General features: G+C 70.7%; 13 protein-coding genes and 1 tRNA gene. 1 reads left to right on the forward strand and 13 read right to left on the reverse strand.

Annotation, left to right across the window (positions count from 1 at the left end; genetic code table 11):
* Positions 1-227 precede the first annotated feature (227 nt).
* The 13 genes from ARTHRO9V_RS11055 to ARTHRO9V_RS11115 all read right to left on the reverse strand — a co-directional run bounded on the left by ARTHRO9V_RS11055 (position 228) and on the right by ARTHRO9V_RS11115 (position 14,991).
* A tRNA-Leu gene (locus ARTHRO9V_RS11055) sits at positions 228-301 on the reverse strand.
* Positions 302-429: 128 nt separating this feature from the next.
* A complete protein-coding gene (locus ARTHRO9V_RS11060) occupies positions 430-1,938 on the reverse strand; it encodes an NAD(P)/FAD-dependent oxidoreductase (RefSeq protein WP_159827141.1) in 1,509 nt (502 codons plus the stop codon).
* Positions 1,939-1,977: 39 nt separating this feature from the next.
* A complete protein-coding gene (locus tag ARTHRO9V_RS11065; RefSeq protein WP_236557033.1) occupies positions 1,978-3,225 on the reverse strand; it encodes a S8 family serine peptidase in 1,248 nt (415 codons plus the stop codon).
* Positions 3,226-3,230: 5 nt separating this feature from the next.
* Complete coding sequence (locus ARTHRO9V_RS11070) at positions 3,231-3,788, reverse strand: DUF501 domain-containing protein (RefSeq protein WP_056048820.1); 558 nt, start codon at positions 3,786-3,788, stop codon at positions 3,231-3,233.
* The gene (locus ARTHRO9V_RS11075) at positions 3,785-4,342 is read right to left on the reverse strand and encodes a septum formation initiator family protein (RefSeq protein ID WP_056048823.1); all 558 of its coding nucleotides are present in this window, start codon (positions 4,340-4,342) and stop codon (positions 3,785-3,787) included. The genes ARTHRO9V_RS11070 and ARTHRO9V_RS11075 overlap by 4 nt, the downstream gene beginning before the upstream one ends.
* Positions 4,343-4,427: 85 nt before the next feature.
* Complete coding sequence (gene eno / locus ARTHRO9V_RS11080; RefSeq protein ID WP_056048826.1) at positions 4,428-5,708, reverse strand: phosphopyruvate hydratase; 1,281 nt, start codon at positions 5,706-5,708, stop codon at positions 4,428-4,430.
* Between the two features lie 102 nt (positions 5,709-5,810).
* Complete coding sequence (hisS, locus tag ARTHRO9V_RS11085) at positions 5,811-7,052, reverse strand: histidine--tRNA ligase (protein WP_159827144.1); 1,242 nt, start codon at positions 7,050-7,052, stop codon at positions 5,811-5,813.
* 253 nt (positions 7,053-7,305) lie between these two features.
* A complete protein-coding gene (locus tag ARTHRO9V_RS11090) occupies positions 7,306-7,887 on the reverse strand; it encodes a TetR/AcrR family transcriptional regulator (protein WP_056048830.1) in 582 nt (193 codons plus the stop codon).
* A 425-nt stretch (positions 7,888-8,312) separates the two neighbouring features.
* The gene (locus ARTHRO9V_RS11095) at positions 8,313-9,098 is read right to left on the reverse strand and encodes a MazG family protein (protein WP_159827147.1); all 786 of its coding nucleotides are present in this window, start codon (positions 9,096-9,098) and stop codon (positions 8,313-8,315) included.
* Between the two features lie 2 nt (positions 9,099-9,100).
* Positions 9,101-12,712, reverse strand: a complete 3,612-nt coding sequence (gene mfd / locus ARTHRO9V_RS11100; protein WP_159827150.1) for a transcription-repair coupling factor — start codon at positions 12,710-12,712, stop codon at positions 9,101-9,103.
* Between the two features lie 153 nt (positions 12,713-12,865).
* On the reverse strand, positions 12,866-13,456 hold the full coding sequence (pth, locus tag ARTHRO9V_RS11105) for an aminoacyl-tRNA hydrolase (RefSeq protein WP_123571603.1): 591 nt from the start codon (positions 13,454-13,456) through the stop codon (positions 12,866-12,868).
* 60 nt (positions 13,457-13,516) lie between these two features.
* On the reverse strand, positions 13,517-14,152 hold the full coding sequence (locus ARTHRO9V_RS11110) for a 50S ribosomal protein L25/general stress protein Ctc (RefSeq protein ID WP_056048841.1): 636 nt from the start codon (positions 14,150-14,152) through the stop codon (positions 13,517-13,519).
* 296 nt (positions 14,153-14,448) lie between these two features.
* Positions 14,449-14,991 (reverse strand): gluconokinase, encoded by a 543-nt coding sequence (locus ARTHRO9V_RS11115; protein ID WP_236557034.1) that lies wholly within the window; start codon positions 14,989-14,991, stop codon positions 14,449-14,451.
* Positions 14,992-15,192: 201 nt separating this feature from the next.
* Here ARTHRO9V_RS11115 and gndA point away from each other — a divergent pair, with 201 nt between their 5' ends.
* Positions 15,193-16,596, forward strand: coding sequence for an NADP-dependent phosphogluconate dehydrogenase (gndA, locus tag ARTHRO9V_RS11120; RefSeq protein WP_123571738.1), 1,404 nt, complete (start codon positions 15,193-15,195; stop codon positions 16,594-16,596).
* The last annotated feature ends 303 nt before the right edge of the window (positions 16,597-16,899 follow it).

Below are 16,899 nucleotides of genomic sequence, written 5' to 3' on the forward strand. Positions count from 1 at the left end.
GGCGAGGGGGCTGGGGCCTGCGCAAGGGCAGGAGGCGCGGGCAAGAGCTGAAGGCGCGGGCGAGGGGGCGACGCCTACGCGAGAGCAGGAGGCGCGGCGGGGTCGACAGCGAGGCGCTTGCGTTCCGCAGGGGCCCGGCCGCGATCGGCACCGAGCGCCGGGGCAGATGCCACCTCGCCACCTCGCCACCTCGGGCGGCACGTGACCTGGCAGGGAGGGGCGGCACGTGCCCCCGCAGGGACTCGAACCCTGACTGAAGCGATTTTAAGTCGCCTGCCTCTGCCGATTGGGCTACGGGGGCCCGAGCGACCAGCCTACGAGACGCGGACGCCCGCCACGCTGCAGGCAGCGGGCGGGCGTCTCGGACGTGCTCGAGGGTCACTCGGAGGCGGGCACCCCGTCGGTCACCGCGGTCTCGCCGGTGATCTCCTACTTGGCGGCGGGCTTGCGCGCGGGCGCCTTGCGAGGAGCACCGGTCGCTGCCTCGCCGACCTCGGCCGTGCCCTTCTTGGCCGTTCCGTCGTCCTCGACCGGGTTCGCGTACGCGGGCCCCGCCTCGCCGGCGGGCTGGCCGGCACCGACGGATGCGGGCGCGGGAGCCTCGGCGGGCGTCTCGACGGCCGCCTTGGGACGCGAGGCGAACTCCTCGAAGGCCGCCCGGGGACGCTCACGGTTGTCGAGCGAGACGATGTCGCGTCCCAACCAGAAGTTGTTCCACCAACCGCCGACGACGCGGAACTTGCGCTCGAAGGAGGGCATCGCCATGCCGTGGTACCCGCGGTGGGCGGCCCAGGCCGGGAAGCCCTTCATGGCGAACTTGCCGCTCTGGAAGACGCCGACGTTCAGCCCCAGGCCCGCGACGGCTCCGAGGTTCTCGTGCTTGTAGTCGACGAGTCCTTCTCCGCGGAGCGAGGCGACGATGTTCTTCGCGAGACGCTTGCCCATGCGGACGGCGTGCTGGGCGTTCGGCACGCAGAAGCCGCCCACGCCCTTCCCGGTGAGGTCGGGGGTGGCGGCGACGTCACCACAGGCCCAGGCGTCGGGAACGACGGTCTCACCGTCGACGATGCGGAGGTCGGCCTTGACGGTGATGCGTCCGCGCTGTTCGAGCGGGAAGTCGGTGCCGCGGACCATCGGGTTGGCCATGACGCCGGCCGTCCAGACGATGAGGTCGGACTCGAACGACTCGCCCGTGGACAGTTCGATCTTCCCGCCGACCGCAGACTGCAGCTGCGTGTCGAGGTGGACCGTCGCGGCGCGTTCGGCGAGGTTCTTGAGCACCCAGTGGCTCGTCTCGAGCGAGACCTCGGGCATGATGCGGCCCATCGCCTCGACGAGGTGGAAGTGCGTGTCGTCGATGGTGAGGTCGGGGTAGTTCTTGAGCAGGTCGCTGGCGAAGCTGCGCAGCTCGGCGAAGACCTCGATGCCGGCGAAGCCACCGCCGACCACGACGACCGTGAGCAGGCGGTCGCGCTCGGGACCGGCCGGCAGGTTGGCGGCCTTCTGGAAGTTCGTGAGCACCTTGTCGCGGATCGCGGCGGCCTCTTCGATGGTCTTGAGGCCGATGGCCTCGTCGGCGACGCCCGGGATCGGGAAGGTGCGGGACACGGCGCCGGCCGTCATCACGATCTGGTCGTACTGCATCGTCCACGCGTCGCCCACCTCGGGCGTGATCGTGGCGGTCTTCGAGGCGTGGTCCACGCCGGTGACCTTGGCCGTGACGACGTTCGTCTTCTTGAGGTGGCGGCGGAGGGCGACGACCGCGTGGCGCGGCTCGATCGACCCGGCGGCGACCTCGGGCAGGAACGGCTGGTACGTCATGTAGGGCAGCGGGTCGACGATCGTGACCTCGGCCTCACCCGCGCGCAACCACTTCTCGAGCTTCCAGGCAGTGTAGAAACCGGCGTAGCCGCCGCCGACGATCAGGATTTTGGGCACGGCGAATGTCTCCTTGAGATGGGGGTGTCGCAGACGACCTTACCCCGAGCGCCGCGCACGCCTGAACTGGCGGACCGCCCCGACGGCGACGAGGACGGCCGCTCCCCCGAAGACCGTGAGGACGATCAACGGGATGCCCGTCGACCTCATGGTCTCGACCGTGGGCAGCAGGACCGCCAACGGCTGACCCGGATCGGTCACCGGTGTCGGCACGGGGGCCTCGACGGTCGGGTTCGTCGCCTGCGCCGACGGCGCCGGCACGTCCGCCCGCCGGTGCACCCGGATCCACTCGGCCAGGTCGCCCATGGGGTTCTCGGCGACCGTCGGCACCGAGGCCGTGACGGCCGCGGCCGCGTCGATGAGGCCGTGCCCGTACAGCGGGTCGGGTGTCGTGGCGCCCTTCGGCGTGGCCGTCGCGACGACGCGGTTGATGACGTCGTCGGCGTCGAGCTCGGGATGGGCACTGCGCACGAGGGCGACGATGCCCGCCACGAGGGGCGTGGCACCGCTCGTGCCGCTCCAGCTGTAGTGGACGTCACCGGGACCGACACCCACGAGGTCCTCGCTCGGGGCGGCCACACCGATCGTGATGCCCTGGCTCGACGCGTCGAAGCTCGCCGTGCCCTGGCGATCCACACCGGCGACGGTGAGGACGCCCGGCATGGTCGCGGGCGCGCCGACCTCGGTCGTGCCGCTGCCGCGGTTGCCGGCCGCCGCGACGACGACGACGTCGTGCTGCATGGCGTAGAGGAAGGCGTCGTCCCAGCTGGTCGGCCAGTCGAGCGTGTTGCGGGTCAGGGACATGTTGATGACGTCCGCCCCGGCGTCGACCGCCCAGCGCACCGCCCGGGCGATCTGGTCGTCGGAGTCCACCGCCGACGAGCCGAAGCCCACCGACACCGAGAGCAGGTCGGCCTCGGGCGCGACGCCGATCACGCCGTCGCCGGACCCGGTGCCACGGCCGGCGACCATCGATCCGACCAGCGTGCCGTGGTTCGGGTCGTCGCCGACGGGCGTCTGACCGTCGGCCGAGCCGAGCCCCGACACGTCGGTGCCGCCGACGACGACGCCCTGGAGTTCACGCACCGACGAATCGACGCCGGTGTCGATCACGGCCACGGTCGTCCCCGCCCCCCGTGTGGTCTGCCACGCCCGCTGGATGCCGTAGTCGGCGAGCCAGTACTCGGCATCGCGGACCTGGTCGGCCGATGCGGCCGACGCCGGCACGACGGCAGCGACGAGGGCCCCCAGCACGATCGCCACCACGAACCCCCCGGAACGGCGCACGCGCGTCAGGCTCCCCCACCGATCTCGGGCGAGGCGGCGGCCTGCTGGTCGTCGGCCAGGAAGTCGGGGCACCGGCACACGTCGGGACTCCACGACGCCCGCTCGAGGGCGAGGTCTCCGAAGGGGTTGACCCCCGGCCCGGCCGCCAGCGAGTGACCGACGAGGGCGTGCAGGCACTTGACCCGCTCGGGCATGCCACCCGCCGTGACGTGGTCGATCTCGTCCACGTGCTCGATGCCCTCGCGGTCGGCCAGGTACGCCTCGTGCGCGGCGTGGTATCGGCTTCGCAACTCGGGGTCGGACTCGAGGAGCTCGGTGAACTCGGCCATCACCCCGGTGGCCTCGAGGGTCGACACGGCAGCCGTGGCACCGGGGTGGCACAAGTAGTAGAGCGTGGGGAAGGGCGTGCCGTCGGTCAGCCGCGGTTTCGTCGCCACGACGGTGGGTGCGCCGCAGACGCAGCGCGCGGCGATGCCGATGACGTCGCGCGCGGGCCGCCCGAGCTGGGCGGTCACGACACGGACGTCGTGGTCGGTCACGGGGTCGAAGGGGGGCGTGGTCACGGCGTGCCACCTGTCTGCTCGGAGGTCGGGGCGGGCACCTGGCTGCCGCTGATGTCGGGGGCGACGAGTTCGGTCGCGGGCTCGTCGCTCAGCCCGGCGTCGAGCACCGAGGCCGTCATCGCCGCCACCCAGTCGACCTGGGGCGTCTGGAGCGAGTCGCTGATCGTCGTGCCGGTGCCCGGAGCCGTGCCGGGCGCCTGGGCCGCGTCGTCGCCCATCACGAGGTAGCTGTACTCACCCGGGTAGACGTAGAGCAGGCGGTCGCGTGCCTGGGCCTCGATGTACGCCGGATCGCTCCATCGCGCGACGTCTTCTTTCAACTCGTCGACGGACTGCTCTTGCTGCCGGACGTCGTCCTGGAGGGCCGCGATCTGTTGCTGCTGCTGCACCAGGGTGCGCAGCGAGGGCGCGAGGATGACGACGAACATGACCAGGATGACCAGCATGAGCACGCTGAACCCCGAGAACCGGATCGACCGCAGCCAGTGGCCCGTCGGCGTCTCGCCGGTCGGCAGGGTCACCGGCACACGGCGGTTCGCGGTCTCACGGGGCATGGGACGAGCCTAAAGGACGTCTCTGGGGAACGACGGAGGCCCGCCCCGCACGAGCAGGACGGGCCCCGAGGAGGCGCGGGTCGCGTCAGGCGGAGAAGCGCGGGAAAGCGCTGTACCCGGCGTAGACCGCGGCGTCGCCGAGCTCTTCCTCGATGCGGAGGAGCTGGTTGTACTTCGCCACGCGCTCGCTGCGGGCGGGGGCACCGGTCTTGATCTGGCCGGCGTCGGTCGCGACGGCGAGGTCGGCGATCGTGGTGTCCTCGGTCTCACCCGAACGGTGCGAGAGGACCGTCGTGTAGCCGCTGCGCTGGGCGAGCGCGACGGCGTCGAGCGATTCGGTCAGCGTGCCGATCTGGTTGACCTTCACGAGGATCGAGTTGGCAGCGCCGGCCTTGATGCCCTTGGCGAGTCGCTCGGGGTTCGTGACGAACAGGTCGTCGCCGACGATCTGCGTCTTCGAGCCGATCTCGCTCGTCAGGTGGGCCCAGCCCTCCCAGTCGTCCTCGTCGAGCGGGTCCTCGATGGTGACGAGGGGGTACGACGCGACGAGGTCGGCGTAGTAGTTCGCGAGGAAGGCCGAGTCGCGCTTCTCGCCCTCGAAGGTGTAGCTGCCGTCCGCGTAGAACTCGCTCGAGGCCACGTCGAGACCCAGGGCGAGGTCCTTGCCCGGGGTGAAGCCGGCCTTGGTGATGGCCTCGACGAGCAGGTCGAGCGCGGCGCGGTTGCTGTCGAGGTTCGGCGCGAAGCCACCCTCGTCGCCCAGACCGGTCGAGAGGCCCTTGGCCTTGAGCTCGCTCTTCAGGGCGTGGTACGTCTCGGCACCCCACTGCAGCGCCTCGGCGAACGAGGACGCGCCGACCGGCAGGATCATGAACTCCTGGATGTCGACGTTGCTGTCGGCGTGCGAACCGCCGTTGATGACGTTGAGCATGGGGACGGGCAGCGTGTGCGCGTTCGGCCCGCCGAGGTAGCGGAAGAGGGGCAGGTCGGCCGAGTCGGCCGCCGCCCGGGCCACGGCCAGCGAGACGCCGAGGATGGCGTTCGCGCCGAGACGCTTCTTGTTGTCGGTGCCGTCGAGTTCGATCATGGCCTGGTCGATCAGGCGCTGGTCGGTGGCGTCGAGCCCCTCGACCTCGGGGCCGATCTCGTCGATCACGGCGGCGACGGCCTTGAGCACGCCCTTGCCGAGGTAACGGCTCTTGTCGCCGTCACGGAGCTCGTAGGCCTCGAAGGCCCCGGTCGATGCACCCGAGGGGACGGCCGCACGCGACACCGTGCCGTCCTCGAGCAAGACCTCGACCTCGACGGTGGGGTTGCCCCGCGAGTCGAGGATTTCGCGGGCGCCTACGGCGTCGATTGCTGCCACTGGAGAGCTCCTTAGTAGTCGTTCGTCTGGGGACGCGAGGTCCGCAGCCCAGCTTAGCCGCGCCTCCTGCCCTGGTTCGTGGCGAGGAGCCGTCGGCGACGGTCAGCCGATCGTGCGGACCTCGAGGTCGGCGGCCGACTCGCCCCCGCGGACGGTGACGAAGCGGCCGAACCCCGCCGCCGCCAGTCCGTCGAGCTGGTTGGTGAAGTTCTTGGCCTTCTTCTCGAGGCGCACGCGCCGTTCGCCGCCCGCCAGCAACGCGCGCTGCAGGGCGAGCAGCTCGACCGGTTCGACCTTCTTGTCGTAGACCACCGCGAGCCCCTCGTCGCCGTCGGCCTCGAGGGTCACGAGGTCGACGAGGCGTTCGAAGCCGAGGGAGAAACCGGCCGCGGGCACGTCGCTGCCGAGGAAGCGGCCGATCATGCCGTCGTAGCGACCGCCGCCGCCGAGCGAATAGGGCACGTCCGGGTGGGCGATCTCGAAGATCGTGCCCGTGTAGTACCCCATGCCCCGGACCAGGGTCGGATCGAACTCGAGGGTGGACCCCGGCAGCGCCTCGCGCAGCGCGACGAGGTCGGCGAACGCCGCACGGTCGAGCCAGGGGACGTCCGTGGCCTCACCGGTGGCCCAGGAGGCGCCGGCCAGCTGGGTGAGCGCCTCGCCGAGACCCGGCGTGGTGACGCCGAGGTCGGCGAGTTCGGCGACGACGCCGTCGACGCCGATCTTGTCGAGTTTGTCGACGACGATGAGCGCCTGGTCGGTCAGCGCCTCGGGTACCGCCCAGTGGGCGAGCATCGCCAGCAGAATGCGGCGGTCGTTCACGCGGATCGTCGTGCCGGTGAGGCCGAGGGCGTCGAGCACGGCGGTCGTGGCCTGGATCAGTTCGATCTCGGCCAGCGGCCCGGCCTCTCCCAGGACGTCGATGTCGCACTGGACGAACTGGCGGTAGCGGCCCTTCTGCGGACGCTCGGCCCGCCACACCGGGGCGATCTGCACGGAGCGGAAGACCGTCGGCAGCTCGGCTCGGTGCGACGCGTAGAAGCGCGCGAGCGGCACCGTCAGGTCGAAGCGGAGTCCGAGGTCGGCGAGTCCGAGCACGCTCTCGGCCGACCGCAGATCGTCGAGGTCGAGGCCCCGCCGGAGGACGGCGAAGACCTGCTTCTCGTTGTCGCCCCCGAGCCCGGAATGGAGGCGCGAGCTCTCTTCGACCACGGGCGTCTCGATCTCGTCGAAGCCGTAGGAGCGGTAGACGCCTCGGATGACCGAGAGCACGCCCTCGCGGCGCCTCTTGTCGGCGGGCAGGTGGTCGCGCATGCCGCGCGGCGGGTTGACGGGGGTCGGCATGAGGACATCATCCCAGAGACGCCGCACCCCTGACGTCGGTACCGACTTGCAGGCATGTCACATTCTACGTTATGGTTTTCTCGGGTGGTCGGCGCGAATCGGGTTGCGTGTCGGTCACACCACTCGGCCCTCCCTTCCCTGCGGTGAGGGCCCTGGCCGGGCCGGGCGCTGAGCGCTCGGCCCGGTTCAGCCCGACCCGACGCCCGCCGACACCATCAGGTTCCACCCACCCCGAGGCCGACGGCGAGCAGGGTCAGTGCTGAGGAACGCGCGAGACGAGGGTCTCGACGGCATGTTTGTACGCTGCGGACGCACGACGTCCGTCCCCCGAGACGATGGCGTCGTACTGCAGGCCGAACAACGCATCGACGAAGACCCGCGCCGCGACCTTGGCCTCGGCCGGCGCGACCCCGTTCGCCGAGACCCAGCCCGCCACGTGGTCGACCCATCGCCCGACCGCCCCGCGGGCCGTGCCGCCGACCTCGCCCGCCACGGTCTCGAGCAGGGCCGCCTCGAGCTCGAGGCGGTGCAGGTCCCGGCCCCGCTCGGTGGTGACCTCGTGCCAGACCTTGGCCAGGTGCTTGCCGAAGGCCTCGCGGTCGAGCTCGGAGACCGCGACCGACAGCAAGGCGTCGTTGCGGGCGACGACCGCGCGGACGATCTCGGCGATGAGCTCCGCCCGGTTGCCGAAGTGGTAGACGAAGACGTACGTGCTGACCCCCAGGGCCTCGGCCAGGGTGCGGAACGACACGGTGGCGAGGGAGCGACCCCGGAGGTGCTCGAGGATCTGGCCGAGGAGCTCGGGCTTGCGGGTGGGATCAGGCTTGCGAGGCATGGTGCCGCTCCTTCGTGCCGACGAGTCGTACTCGCCCTGCGCGGTCGCCGTCGTCGTAGTGGACCATAACAGACGTCTGTCGTGGCCGACCGGTCGGTCGACCGGCACCCGTGAGGCCCCCGAGCACCCCGGGCGGGACGCCGAGTGGACCGACATGTCGGCTTTTGACATGTCAACACACATCCTCTACATTGAGGACACCACTCGGACCCCACCGGGTCGCTGCCCCTCGGGCCGACCCTCTGGTGGACGAGCGCCGGCCTCGCCGATCATTCGGGTTGAGCGGGCGACGCCGAGGTGCCCCCTCATTCGGGTTGAGGGGGCACCTGCTCGACGGGACGGCCCTCGATCGTGCCGCCTTCGGCCTGGGTGCCCCCGGGTTGCCCGCCTTCGGGCTGCTCGTCTTCCGCCTGGCCGCCCTCGAGCTACCCGCCTTCGGCCGGTTCGGCCTCGTCTCGCCGCAGGAGAATCTCGCGCTCGCGCACGGCGGCCCGGAGCGCGCGCTCGGCATCGATGCCCCGGTCGGTGGCCTCGTCGACCTGCGCGAGCAATGCTCGGCCCCACGCGAGTTCGCGCGACTCGGCCCGGGCGTCCGTCGCCACCGTGCCCGTCACCTCCGTGCCCGTCACCTCCGTGCCCGACGTCGTGGTCGGTGCCCGATCGGGCTCGGGGCGGACGCCACCTGCGGCAGCCCGTCGCGCATCGAGCTTCTGGGCGCGGGCGAGAGCGGGCTGCCCGACGGGGACGCCGTCGTAGGCACTCGTCCGCTGCGACTTCTCGTCGGCCTTCGCCGCCGACCAGAGTCGGACGATCTCGTCGACGTCGTCGGCACGGTCTGCCCCGAACACGTGGGGGTGACGCCGCACGGTCTTCTCGGCGACGTCACGCACGACGTCGGCGAGGTCGAACGACCCCGAGGAGGCGCGGGCGGCCAGGGCGCCGTGCAGGACCACCTGGTACAGCACGTCCCCGAGCTCTTCCCGGACGTCGTCCGAGGTGCCGTCCTCGATCGCCTCGACGAGCTCGTAGGTCTCTTCGACGAGGTAGGTCATCAGGGACCGTGGGGTCTGCGCACGGTTCCAGGCGCAGCCGCCCTCGTCGGCGAGGAGGGCGTCGACCACGCGGACGAGCTCGTCGAGCCGAGCGCCCGCCCCGGGTTCGGAGGCGCCCCGCGCCTCCTCGTCGTGGGCTCCGTCCGGGCGACCCGACACGGTCAGCTCGCCGCGGCCGTGTCGGTCGCCGGACGCGCGACCGGGGCCGCGTAGATCGCCGACAGCAGCTGCTCGACCCAGACGATCAACTCGTCGTCGCTCGGTGCCTGCCCGTGGGCTCGCGGCAGGGGCACGCTGACGGCGTTCGTCTGCGCGAACCACCGCGCACCCGGGTACATCCGCTGCAGACGGACCTGCATGCTGTCGGGCAGGTCGACGCCCGAGACCCGCAGGTTGCTGCCCATGACCACGACCTCGCTGAGGCCGGCCTTCTGGGCCGCCCGACGCAGGCGGGAGACCTCGATCAGCGCCAGCACGGGTGCCGGGGGCTCACCGTAACGGTCGGTGAGTTCGTCGAGCACCGAGTCGATCTGGTCGTCGGTGGAGGTGGGCGAGCTGGCTGTCGAGAGCTTCTGGTAGGCCTCGAGGCGCAGCCGCTCGCTCTCGACGTACTCTTCGGGGACGTGGGCGTCGACCGGGAGTTCGAGCCGGAGTTCGGTCTGCCCCTCGGCGACGTCCCCGCGGAAGGAACTGACGGCCTCACCGATCATGCGGAGGTAGAGGTCGAAACCGACCCCGGCGATGTGCCCCGACTGCTCTCCGCCGAGCAGGTTGCCGGCCCCACGGATCTCGAGGTCTTTCAAGGCGACCTGCATGCCCGCACCGAGCTCGTTGTTGGCGGCGATCGTCTCGAGCCGGTCTTGTGCGGTCTCGCTGAGCGGCTTGTCGGCGTCGTAGAGGAAGTACGCGTAGCCTCGCTCCCGGCCTCGACCCACCCGCCCACGCAGCTGGTGCAGCTGGCTCAGACCGTACTTGTCGGCCCGGTCGATGATCAACGTGTTGGCGTTGGCGATGTCGAGACCGGTCTCGATGATGGTGGTCGACACGAGGACGTCGAACTTGCGCTCCCAGAAATCGACCATCACCTGCTCGAGCGTCGACTCGGCCATCTGGCCGTGGGCGACGGCGACGCGGGCCTCGGGCACGAGCTCGGCGATCTGCGCCGCGATGCGGTTGATGCTCGACACGCGGTTGTGCACGTAGAACACCTGGCCCTCGCGCAGCAGCTCGCGCCGGATCGCGGCGGCTTTCTGCCGGTCGCTCTCGGGGCCCACGAAGGTGAGGATCGGGTGGCGGTCCTCGGGCGGGGTGGCCAGGGTCGACATCTCGCGGATGCCCGTGACGGCCATCTCGAGCGACCGCGGGATCGGGGTCGCCGACATGGCCAGGATGTCGACGTTGGTCTTGAGCTTCTTCAGGGCGTCCTTGTGTTCGACGCCGAAACGCTGCTCTTCGTCGATGATGACGAGGCCGACGTCCTTGTACGAGATGCCCTCGCTCAACAGTCGATGAGTACCGATGACCATGTCGACGGTGCCGTCGCCGAGCCCGGCGATCGTCTCCTTGGACTCTTTCGCCGACTGGAACCGGCTGAGGCTCCGGAGGTGCACGGGGAACCCGGCGAAGCGATCGCTGAAGGTGTCGAAGTGCTGTTTCACGAGCAGGGTCGTCGGGACGAGCATGACGACCTGCTTGCCGTCCTGGATGGCCTTGAACGCCGCTCGGACGGCGACCTCGGTCTTGCCGTAGCCGACGTCGCCCGAGAGCAGGCGGTCCATCGGGATCGGGCGCTCCATGTCGGCCTTGATCTCGTCGATGGTCGTGAGCTGGTCGGGGGTCTCGGCGAACGGGAACGCCTCTTCGAGCTCGCGCTGCCACGGGGTGTCGGGCGGGAACGCGTGGCCCTTGCTCGCCATGCGGGCCGAGTAGAGCTTGACCAACTCGACCGCGATGTCGCGGACGGCCTTGCGCGCCTTGCCCTTGGCGGCCGCCCAGTCCCCGCCGCCCATCTTGCTGAGCGTCGGGGCCTCGCCACCCACGTAGCGGCTGAGCAGGTCGAGCTGATCGGTCGGGACGTAGAGCTTGTCGCCGGGGTAACCGCGCTTCGAGGGCGCGTACTCGAGCACGAGGTACTCGCGAGAGTGCTTGACGGCGTTCTTGCCACCGCTCGACACCTCGCGGCTGGTGAGCTCGAGGAACTTGCCGATGCCGTGGGTCGAGTGCACGACGACGTCGCCCGGCTTGAGCTGGAGGGGATCGACGACGTTCTTGCGTCGGGTCGCGAGCTTCTTGACCTGCCGCGAGTCGTAGTTGGCCGAACGGCCGTAGAAGTCGGACTCGCCGAGGACGGCGATCTTGGACTCCATCAGTTCGAAACCGGCCTCGACACCACCGGCCACGAGGTGGACGACGCCGGGTTCGAGGGTCTCGGGCAGGCTCTCCTCGAGGCGGGCGGCGACCTCGCGCTCGGCGAGGACGTCTCGGGCCCGCTCGACGAGCCCCGTGCCGCGGGCCGTGACGACGACGGACCAGCCGTCGCGCACGCGCTCGACGACGTGCTCGAGCGCCCCCTCGGCGTGTCCGCTGAAACTCGGGACGACGGCCGCGTCCACGCGGACGTAGTCGCCGGCCGCCGCGACCGCCTCGTCGTCGGACAGGACCTCGCCCGAGTCGAAGCCGCTCATCGTGAACCAGGACCGGTCGCCCGCTGCGTCACGCAGGTCGCGGAGGCTGAGGAAGTCGCCCGAGTCGAGGTCGATGGGTGCCTCGGCACCGGCCGTCGCGGCGTTCCAGGCGGCCGACAGGAACTCGCGGTTCGTCTCGGCCAGGCTCTGGGCGCGCGACACGACCCGCTCGGGTGAGAGGACGACGATGGAGGCGCCGGCCGGCAGGTAGTGCGTCACCGGCACCAGCCGGTGCACGAGCGCGGGTGCCAGGCTCTCCATGCCCTCGACCGGGATGCCCTCGGCGATCTTCGCGAGCATCTGCGAGAGGCTGGGGAACTCGTGCTGCATCTCGCGAGCCCGTTGACGGACCGCCTCGGTGAGCAGCATCTCGCGACTCGGCGGCAGCTCGACCGACGTGACCTCGCCGTCCAGGCTTCGCTGGTCGGCCACGGAGAACCGACGGATCTGGTCGACCTCGTCGCCGAAGAAGTCGACGCGCACCGGGTGTTCGGCCGTGGGCGGGAACACGTCGAGGATGCCGCCGCGGACGGCGAACTCGCCACGGCGGGTGACCATGTCGACCCGGGCGTACGCCAGGTCGACGAGATGGACGGCGATGCCCGAGAGGTCGTGGCCGCGCTCGCCCACGGTGAGCCGCACGGGGTCGAGCTCGACGAGGTTGTCGCTGAGCGGCTGGAGGGCGGCGCGCACACCGGCGACGACGACGATGGGGCGGACGGAACCCGGCGCCTCGGCAGCTTCCTGCCGCCAGGTGGCGAGACGCCGCAGGGCGTGGATCCGCTTGCCGACCGTCTCGGCGCTGGGGCTGAGACGTTCGTGGGGCAGGGTCTCCCACGCGGGGAACTCGATGACCTCGGCCTCGGGCAGGTAGCTGGTGAGCGACCCCCGCACCGCCTCGGACTCCCGACCCGTGGCCGTGACGACCAGCATCGCCTGCGGACCCTCGCGACGGTCGAGCAGACCGGCCAGCAGGGGAACGCGGAGGCCGTCGACGACGGAGAAATCGGTGCTGCGTGCGGCCCGGTCGAGGGCGGCAGAGAACGTGGAGGCGCGCGAGAGCGCCTGGATCAAGCCCGCGAGTATCACCCGGACGATGTTACGCGGCACCACCGACACCGCGGTCGGGGTTCGCTGTCGGCGACACCGGGAGGCGCCCGGAGGTCGGTCACCGGCGGGACGGACCCGCTCGTCGCGGTCCGCGACTCGACCACGTCCGTGGTCGGCCGGGCTCCGGACGCGTCAGCTCTTCGCGGTGTGGAACTTCAGCTGCGCCGCGGTGAGCCCGTCGGTGGCGATCATCTCGACCGCGTCGGCCGCGTCGGCGACCAGGAACGGAAGTTCTTTGCGTTCCGTGGAGGAGAAGTCCTTGAGGACGAAGTCGGCGGCTGGCTGCCTGCCGGGCGGACGGCCGATGCCGACCCGAACCCGGGTGAACTCGTTCGACCCCGTGGCGGCGATGATGTCGCGGATGCCGTTGTGGCCGCCGTGGCCGCCACCGTGCTTCAGCCGGACGACGTCGAAGTCGATGTCGAGCTCGTCGTGGACGACGATGAGGCGCGACACGTCGAGGTCGTAGTACTTCAACAGTGCCTGCGTCGGCCCGCCCGAGACGTTCATGAAGGTCGCGGGCCTGGCCAACACGAAGCGAGGGCCGCCGGGAGCGGTGCGCCCCTCGGCGACCGTCGCGTTCGTGCGGTGGTTCTTGAACCCCGTGGAGAGTCGGTCGGCCAGTTCGGCCAGGACCATCTGCCCCACGTTGTGCCTGTTGCCGGCGTAGCCGGGCCCGGGGTTGCCGAGCCCGACCACGAGCCACTGGTCGTCGAGTGCCATCGTCGTGGTCGTCGTTCTCTCAGTGGGTCTGCGCCGGCAGGGTGTTCGAGCTGCGTCGTGTTACTCGGAGCGCTCTTCGTCCTCGATGGACTCGACGTCGCCCTCGGCCTCGGCGGCCTCGCCGTCCTCGTCGGAGACCGCGTCGGTCGTCAGGTCGAGCTGGGGCACCGAGACGGCGAGCACGAGGGTCTCGGGCTCGCTGACCAGGGTCGCGCCCTTGGGCAGCACGAGGTCGGCGGCCGAGATCTGGGCGCCCTCTTCGAGGCCCTCGATCGAGACGACGACGTTCTGCGGGATGTGCGTGGCCTCGACCTCGAGCTCGACGGCGTTGAGCTCGACGACGTGGATCGTGCCGGGAGCCGACTCGCCCTCGACGTGCACGGGCACCTCGACGGTGACCTTCTCGCCCTGGCGGACGACGATGAGGTCGATGTGCTCGATGGTCTGCTTGACCGGGTCGCGCTGGATGTCCTTGACGAGGGCGAGCTGGTTCGTGCCCTCGATGTCGAGCGTGATGACGGCGTTGGCACGACGCGTGATCAGCATGGTCTCGTGACCGGGCAGCGTGACGTGCTGGGGGTCGGTGCCGTGGCCGTAGATGACCGCGGGGATCTGGTCCTTGGCACGGATCTTGCGGGCCGCGCCCTTGCCGAAGCTGGTGCGCACGAGGGCGCTGAGGTTGTTCTGGTCGGACATGTCGTCTCCTTGCAGGGGCCGTGACGGCCCGGGGGTGTGTGGTCGGTGTCAACTCGAACGCGAATCGCGTGAGGAAGGACCCGCAACCCGAGGGGTGCCGCCCGAGGGACGATCACCGCTGCACGAGTGGTGCGTGAGCACCGAGCGCCTGCCTACCGCGTCGATCACGGGTGCCGGAGCACCCCTCGCCGAGGTTCAGCTACCAAGGCTACACGTCGGCCGGGCGTGTCGCCAACCCGCGCCTCCTCGGCTCGTCCGTCCGCGAGGGCGCCCCCTCAGTGCCCGAGGCGGGCTCGTCAGTGCCCGAGCTCGCCTCGTCGCACGGCCCCGAGGTGGGCCGTCACGGCCGCCACGACGTCGTCGGGACCGGGCTCCACGTCGACCTCGAAACCGGCCTCGTCGTCGGTCAGCGGCTCGAGGGTGGCGAACTGCGACTCCATCAGGCCGGCCGGCATGAAGTGCCCCTTGCGCTCGCGCTGACGTCGGGCGACGAGGTCGCGCACGCCGGTCAGGTGCACGAACCGGAGGCGCGGGTCGCCCTCCCGCAGGACGTCGCGGTACGCCTTCTTCAGGGACGAGCAGGCGACGACCACCGAGTCGTCCCCCGCCGCGGCGATGCGGTCGGCGACGATGCGGAGCCACGGCCACCGGTCGTCGTCGTCGAGCGGCTGCCCGGCGGCCATCTTGAGCCGGTTGGCCTCGGGGTGCAGGTCGTCGGCGTCGACGAACGGGACGCCGAGGGTCTCGGCCAACAGCTCGCCCACGGTCGACTTGCCCGATCCGGAGACCCCCATCACGACGACGGGCGGGAAGGGAGCGGGGTGGGGCTGATCGGTCACGGACGGCCTTCGATCGGGGAAACGGTTGCGTCAACCCTAGGCGAGCCGCCGTGGAGGGGTACGGACGGAGCCTGTCGGACGCTCGGCACCGAGGCATAGTCTGCGAACACCACCGACCGAGAAGGAGGCACCGTGACCGAACACGGAGCAGCATCGCAGTCCACCGCCCAGGCGAACATCGGAGTCGTCGGCCTGGCCGTCATGGGCTCGAACCTGGCGCGCAACCTCGCCAGTCGCGAGGGCAACACGGTCGCCGTCTACAACCGCTCCCCCGAGCGCACCGACACCCTCATGGACGAGCACGGTGACGCCGGGTTCATCGCCTCGAAGTCGATCGAGGACTTCGCCGCATCCCTGCAGAAGCCGCGCACCGCGATCGTCATGGTGCAGGCCGGTCGCGGCACCGACGCCGTCATCAGCCAGCTCGCCGACGTGTTCGACGAGGGCGACATCATCGTCGACGGCGGCAACGCGAACTTCCAGGACACCCGCCGACGAGAGGCCGCCCTCAAGGAGCGCGGACTGAACTTCGTGGGCGCCGGCATCTCGGGCGGCGAGGAAGGCGCCCTGAAGGGGCCGTCGATCATGCCCGGCGGCTCGAAGGAGGCCTACGAGACGCTCGGCCCGATCCTGGCGTCGATCGCGGCGGTGGCCGAGGGCGAGCCCTGCGTCACGCACGTCGGGGCCGACGGCGCGGGTCACTTCGTCAAGATGATCCACAACGGCATCGAATACGCCGACATGCAGCTCATCGCCGAGTCGTACGACCTGCTGCGCCGGGTGGGCGGCCACGAGCCCGCCGCCATCGCCTCGGTCTTCGAGGAGTGGAACACGGGCGAGCTCGAGTCGTACCTGATCGAGATCACGGCCGAGGTGCTCCGCCAGACGGACGCGAAGACGGGCGGCCCGCTCGTCGACTCGATCGTCGACCAGGCCGGCTCCAAGGGCACGGGCGTCTGGACCGTGCAGAACAGCGTCGGGTTGGGTGTGCCGGTCGGCGGGATCGCCGAGGCCGTCTTCGCCCGCGCCGTGTCGTCGAAGCCCGCCCAGCGCTCGGCCGTGCAGAAGACCCTGCAGGGACGGCCCGAGATCCAGGAGGCCGGCGACGGCTTCGAGGACGACGTGCAGAAGGCGCTCTACGCCTCGAAGATCGTCGCCTACGCCCAGGGCTTCGACGCCATCATCGCCGGTGCCGACGAGTACGACTGGGACATCGACAAGGGCGCCATCGCCAAGATCTGGCGCGGCGGCTGCATCATCCGGGCACAGTTCCTCAACCGCATCGTCGACGCCTACGAGAAGGACGCGTCGATCGCGACCCTGCTCGAGGACGACTACTTCGCCGCGGCCGTCCGGGACGGCGAAGAGGCCTGGCGCCGCATCGTGGCCAAGGCCGCCCTCTCGGGCATCCCCGTGCCCGGGTTCGCCTCGGCCCTGTCGTACTACGACTCGCTCGCCTCCGAACGCCTGCCTGCCTCCCTCATCCAGGGACAGCGGGACTTCTTCGGGGCACACACCTATCAGCGCGTCGACGAGGAGGGCACGTTCCACACCCTCTGGTCGGGCGACCGGTCCGAGATCGAGACGGAGCCGTCGACCCACTGACGGGTGCAGGGGCGCTCACCGCGCCTCCTGCGTCCTGACGGGCGTGCCCGTCGATGCGGTGCCGCTGCGGCGGGCGGCATCGGGCACGCCCGTTCGTCGTTCCGCCGCAGCGGATCTCGGAGCTTCCGACGTCGACGTAGACAACTCAGGAGAACGGCCGCCGAATCGGCCCTCTGGAGGCGCGGCGCAGCCGAACTCCTGAGTTGTCGACTTCGCACGGGCAGGTCGCGGGCCAGGCGGGCCGCTCGGGCCGGGCCGTGGCCTGCCGGTCGCGTGACCCAGGCGGCACGGGCCGGGCGGGCG

It is taken from the genome of Frigoribacterium sp. 9N (assembly GCF_902506305.1).
In the GTDB taxonomy this organism is placed as follows: domain Bacteria; phylum Actinomycetota; class Actinomycetes; order Actinomycetales; family Microbacteriaceae; genus Frigoribacterium.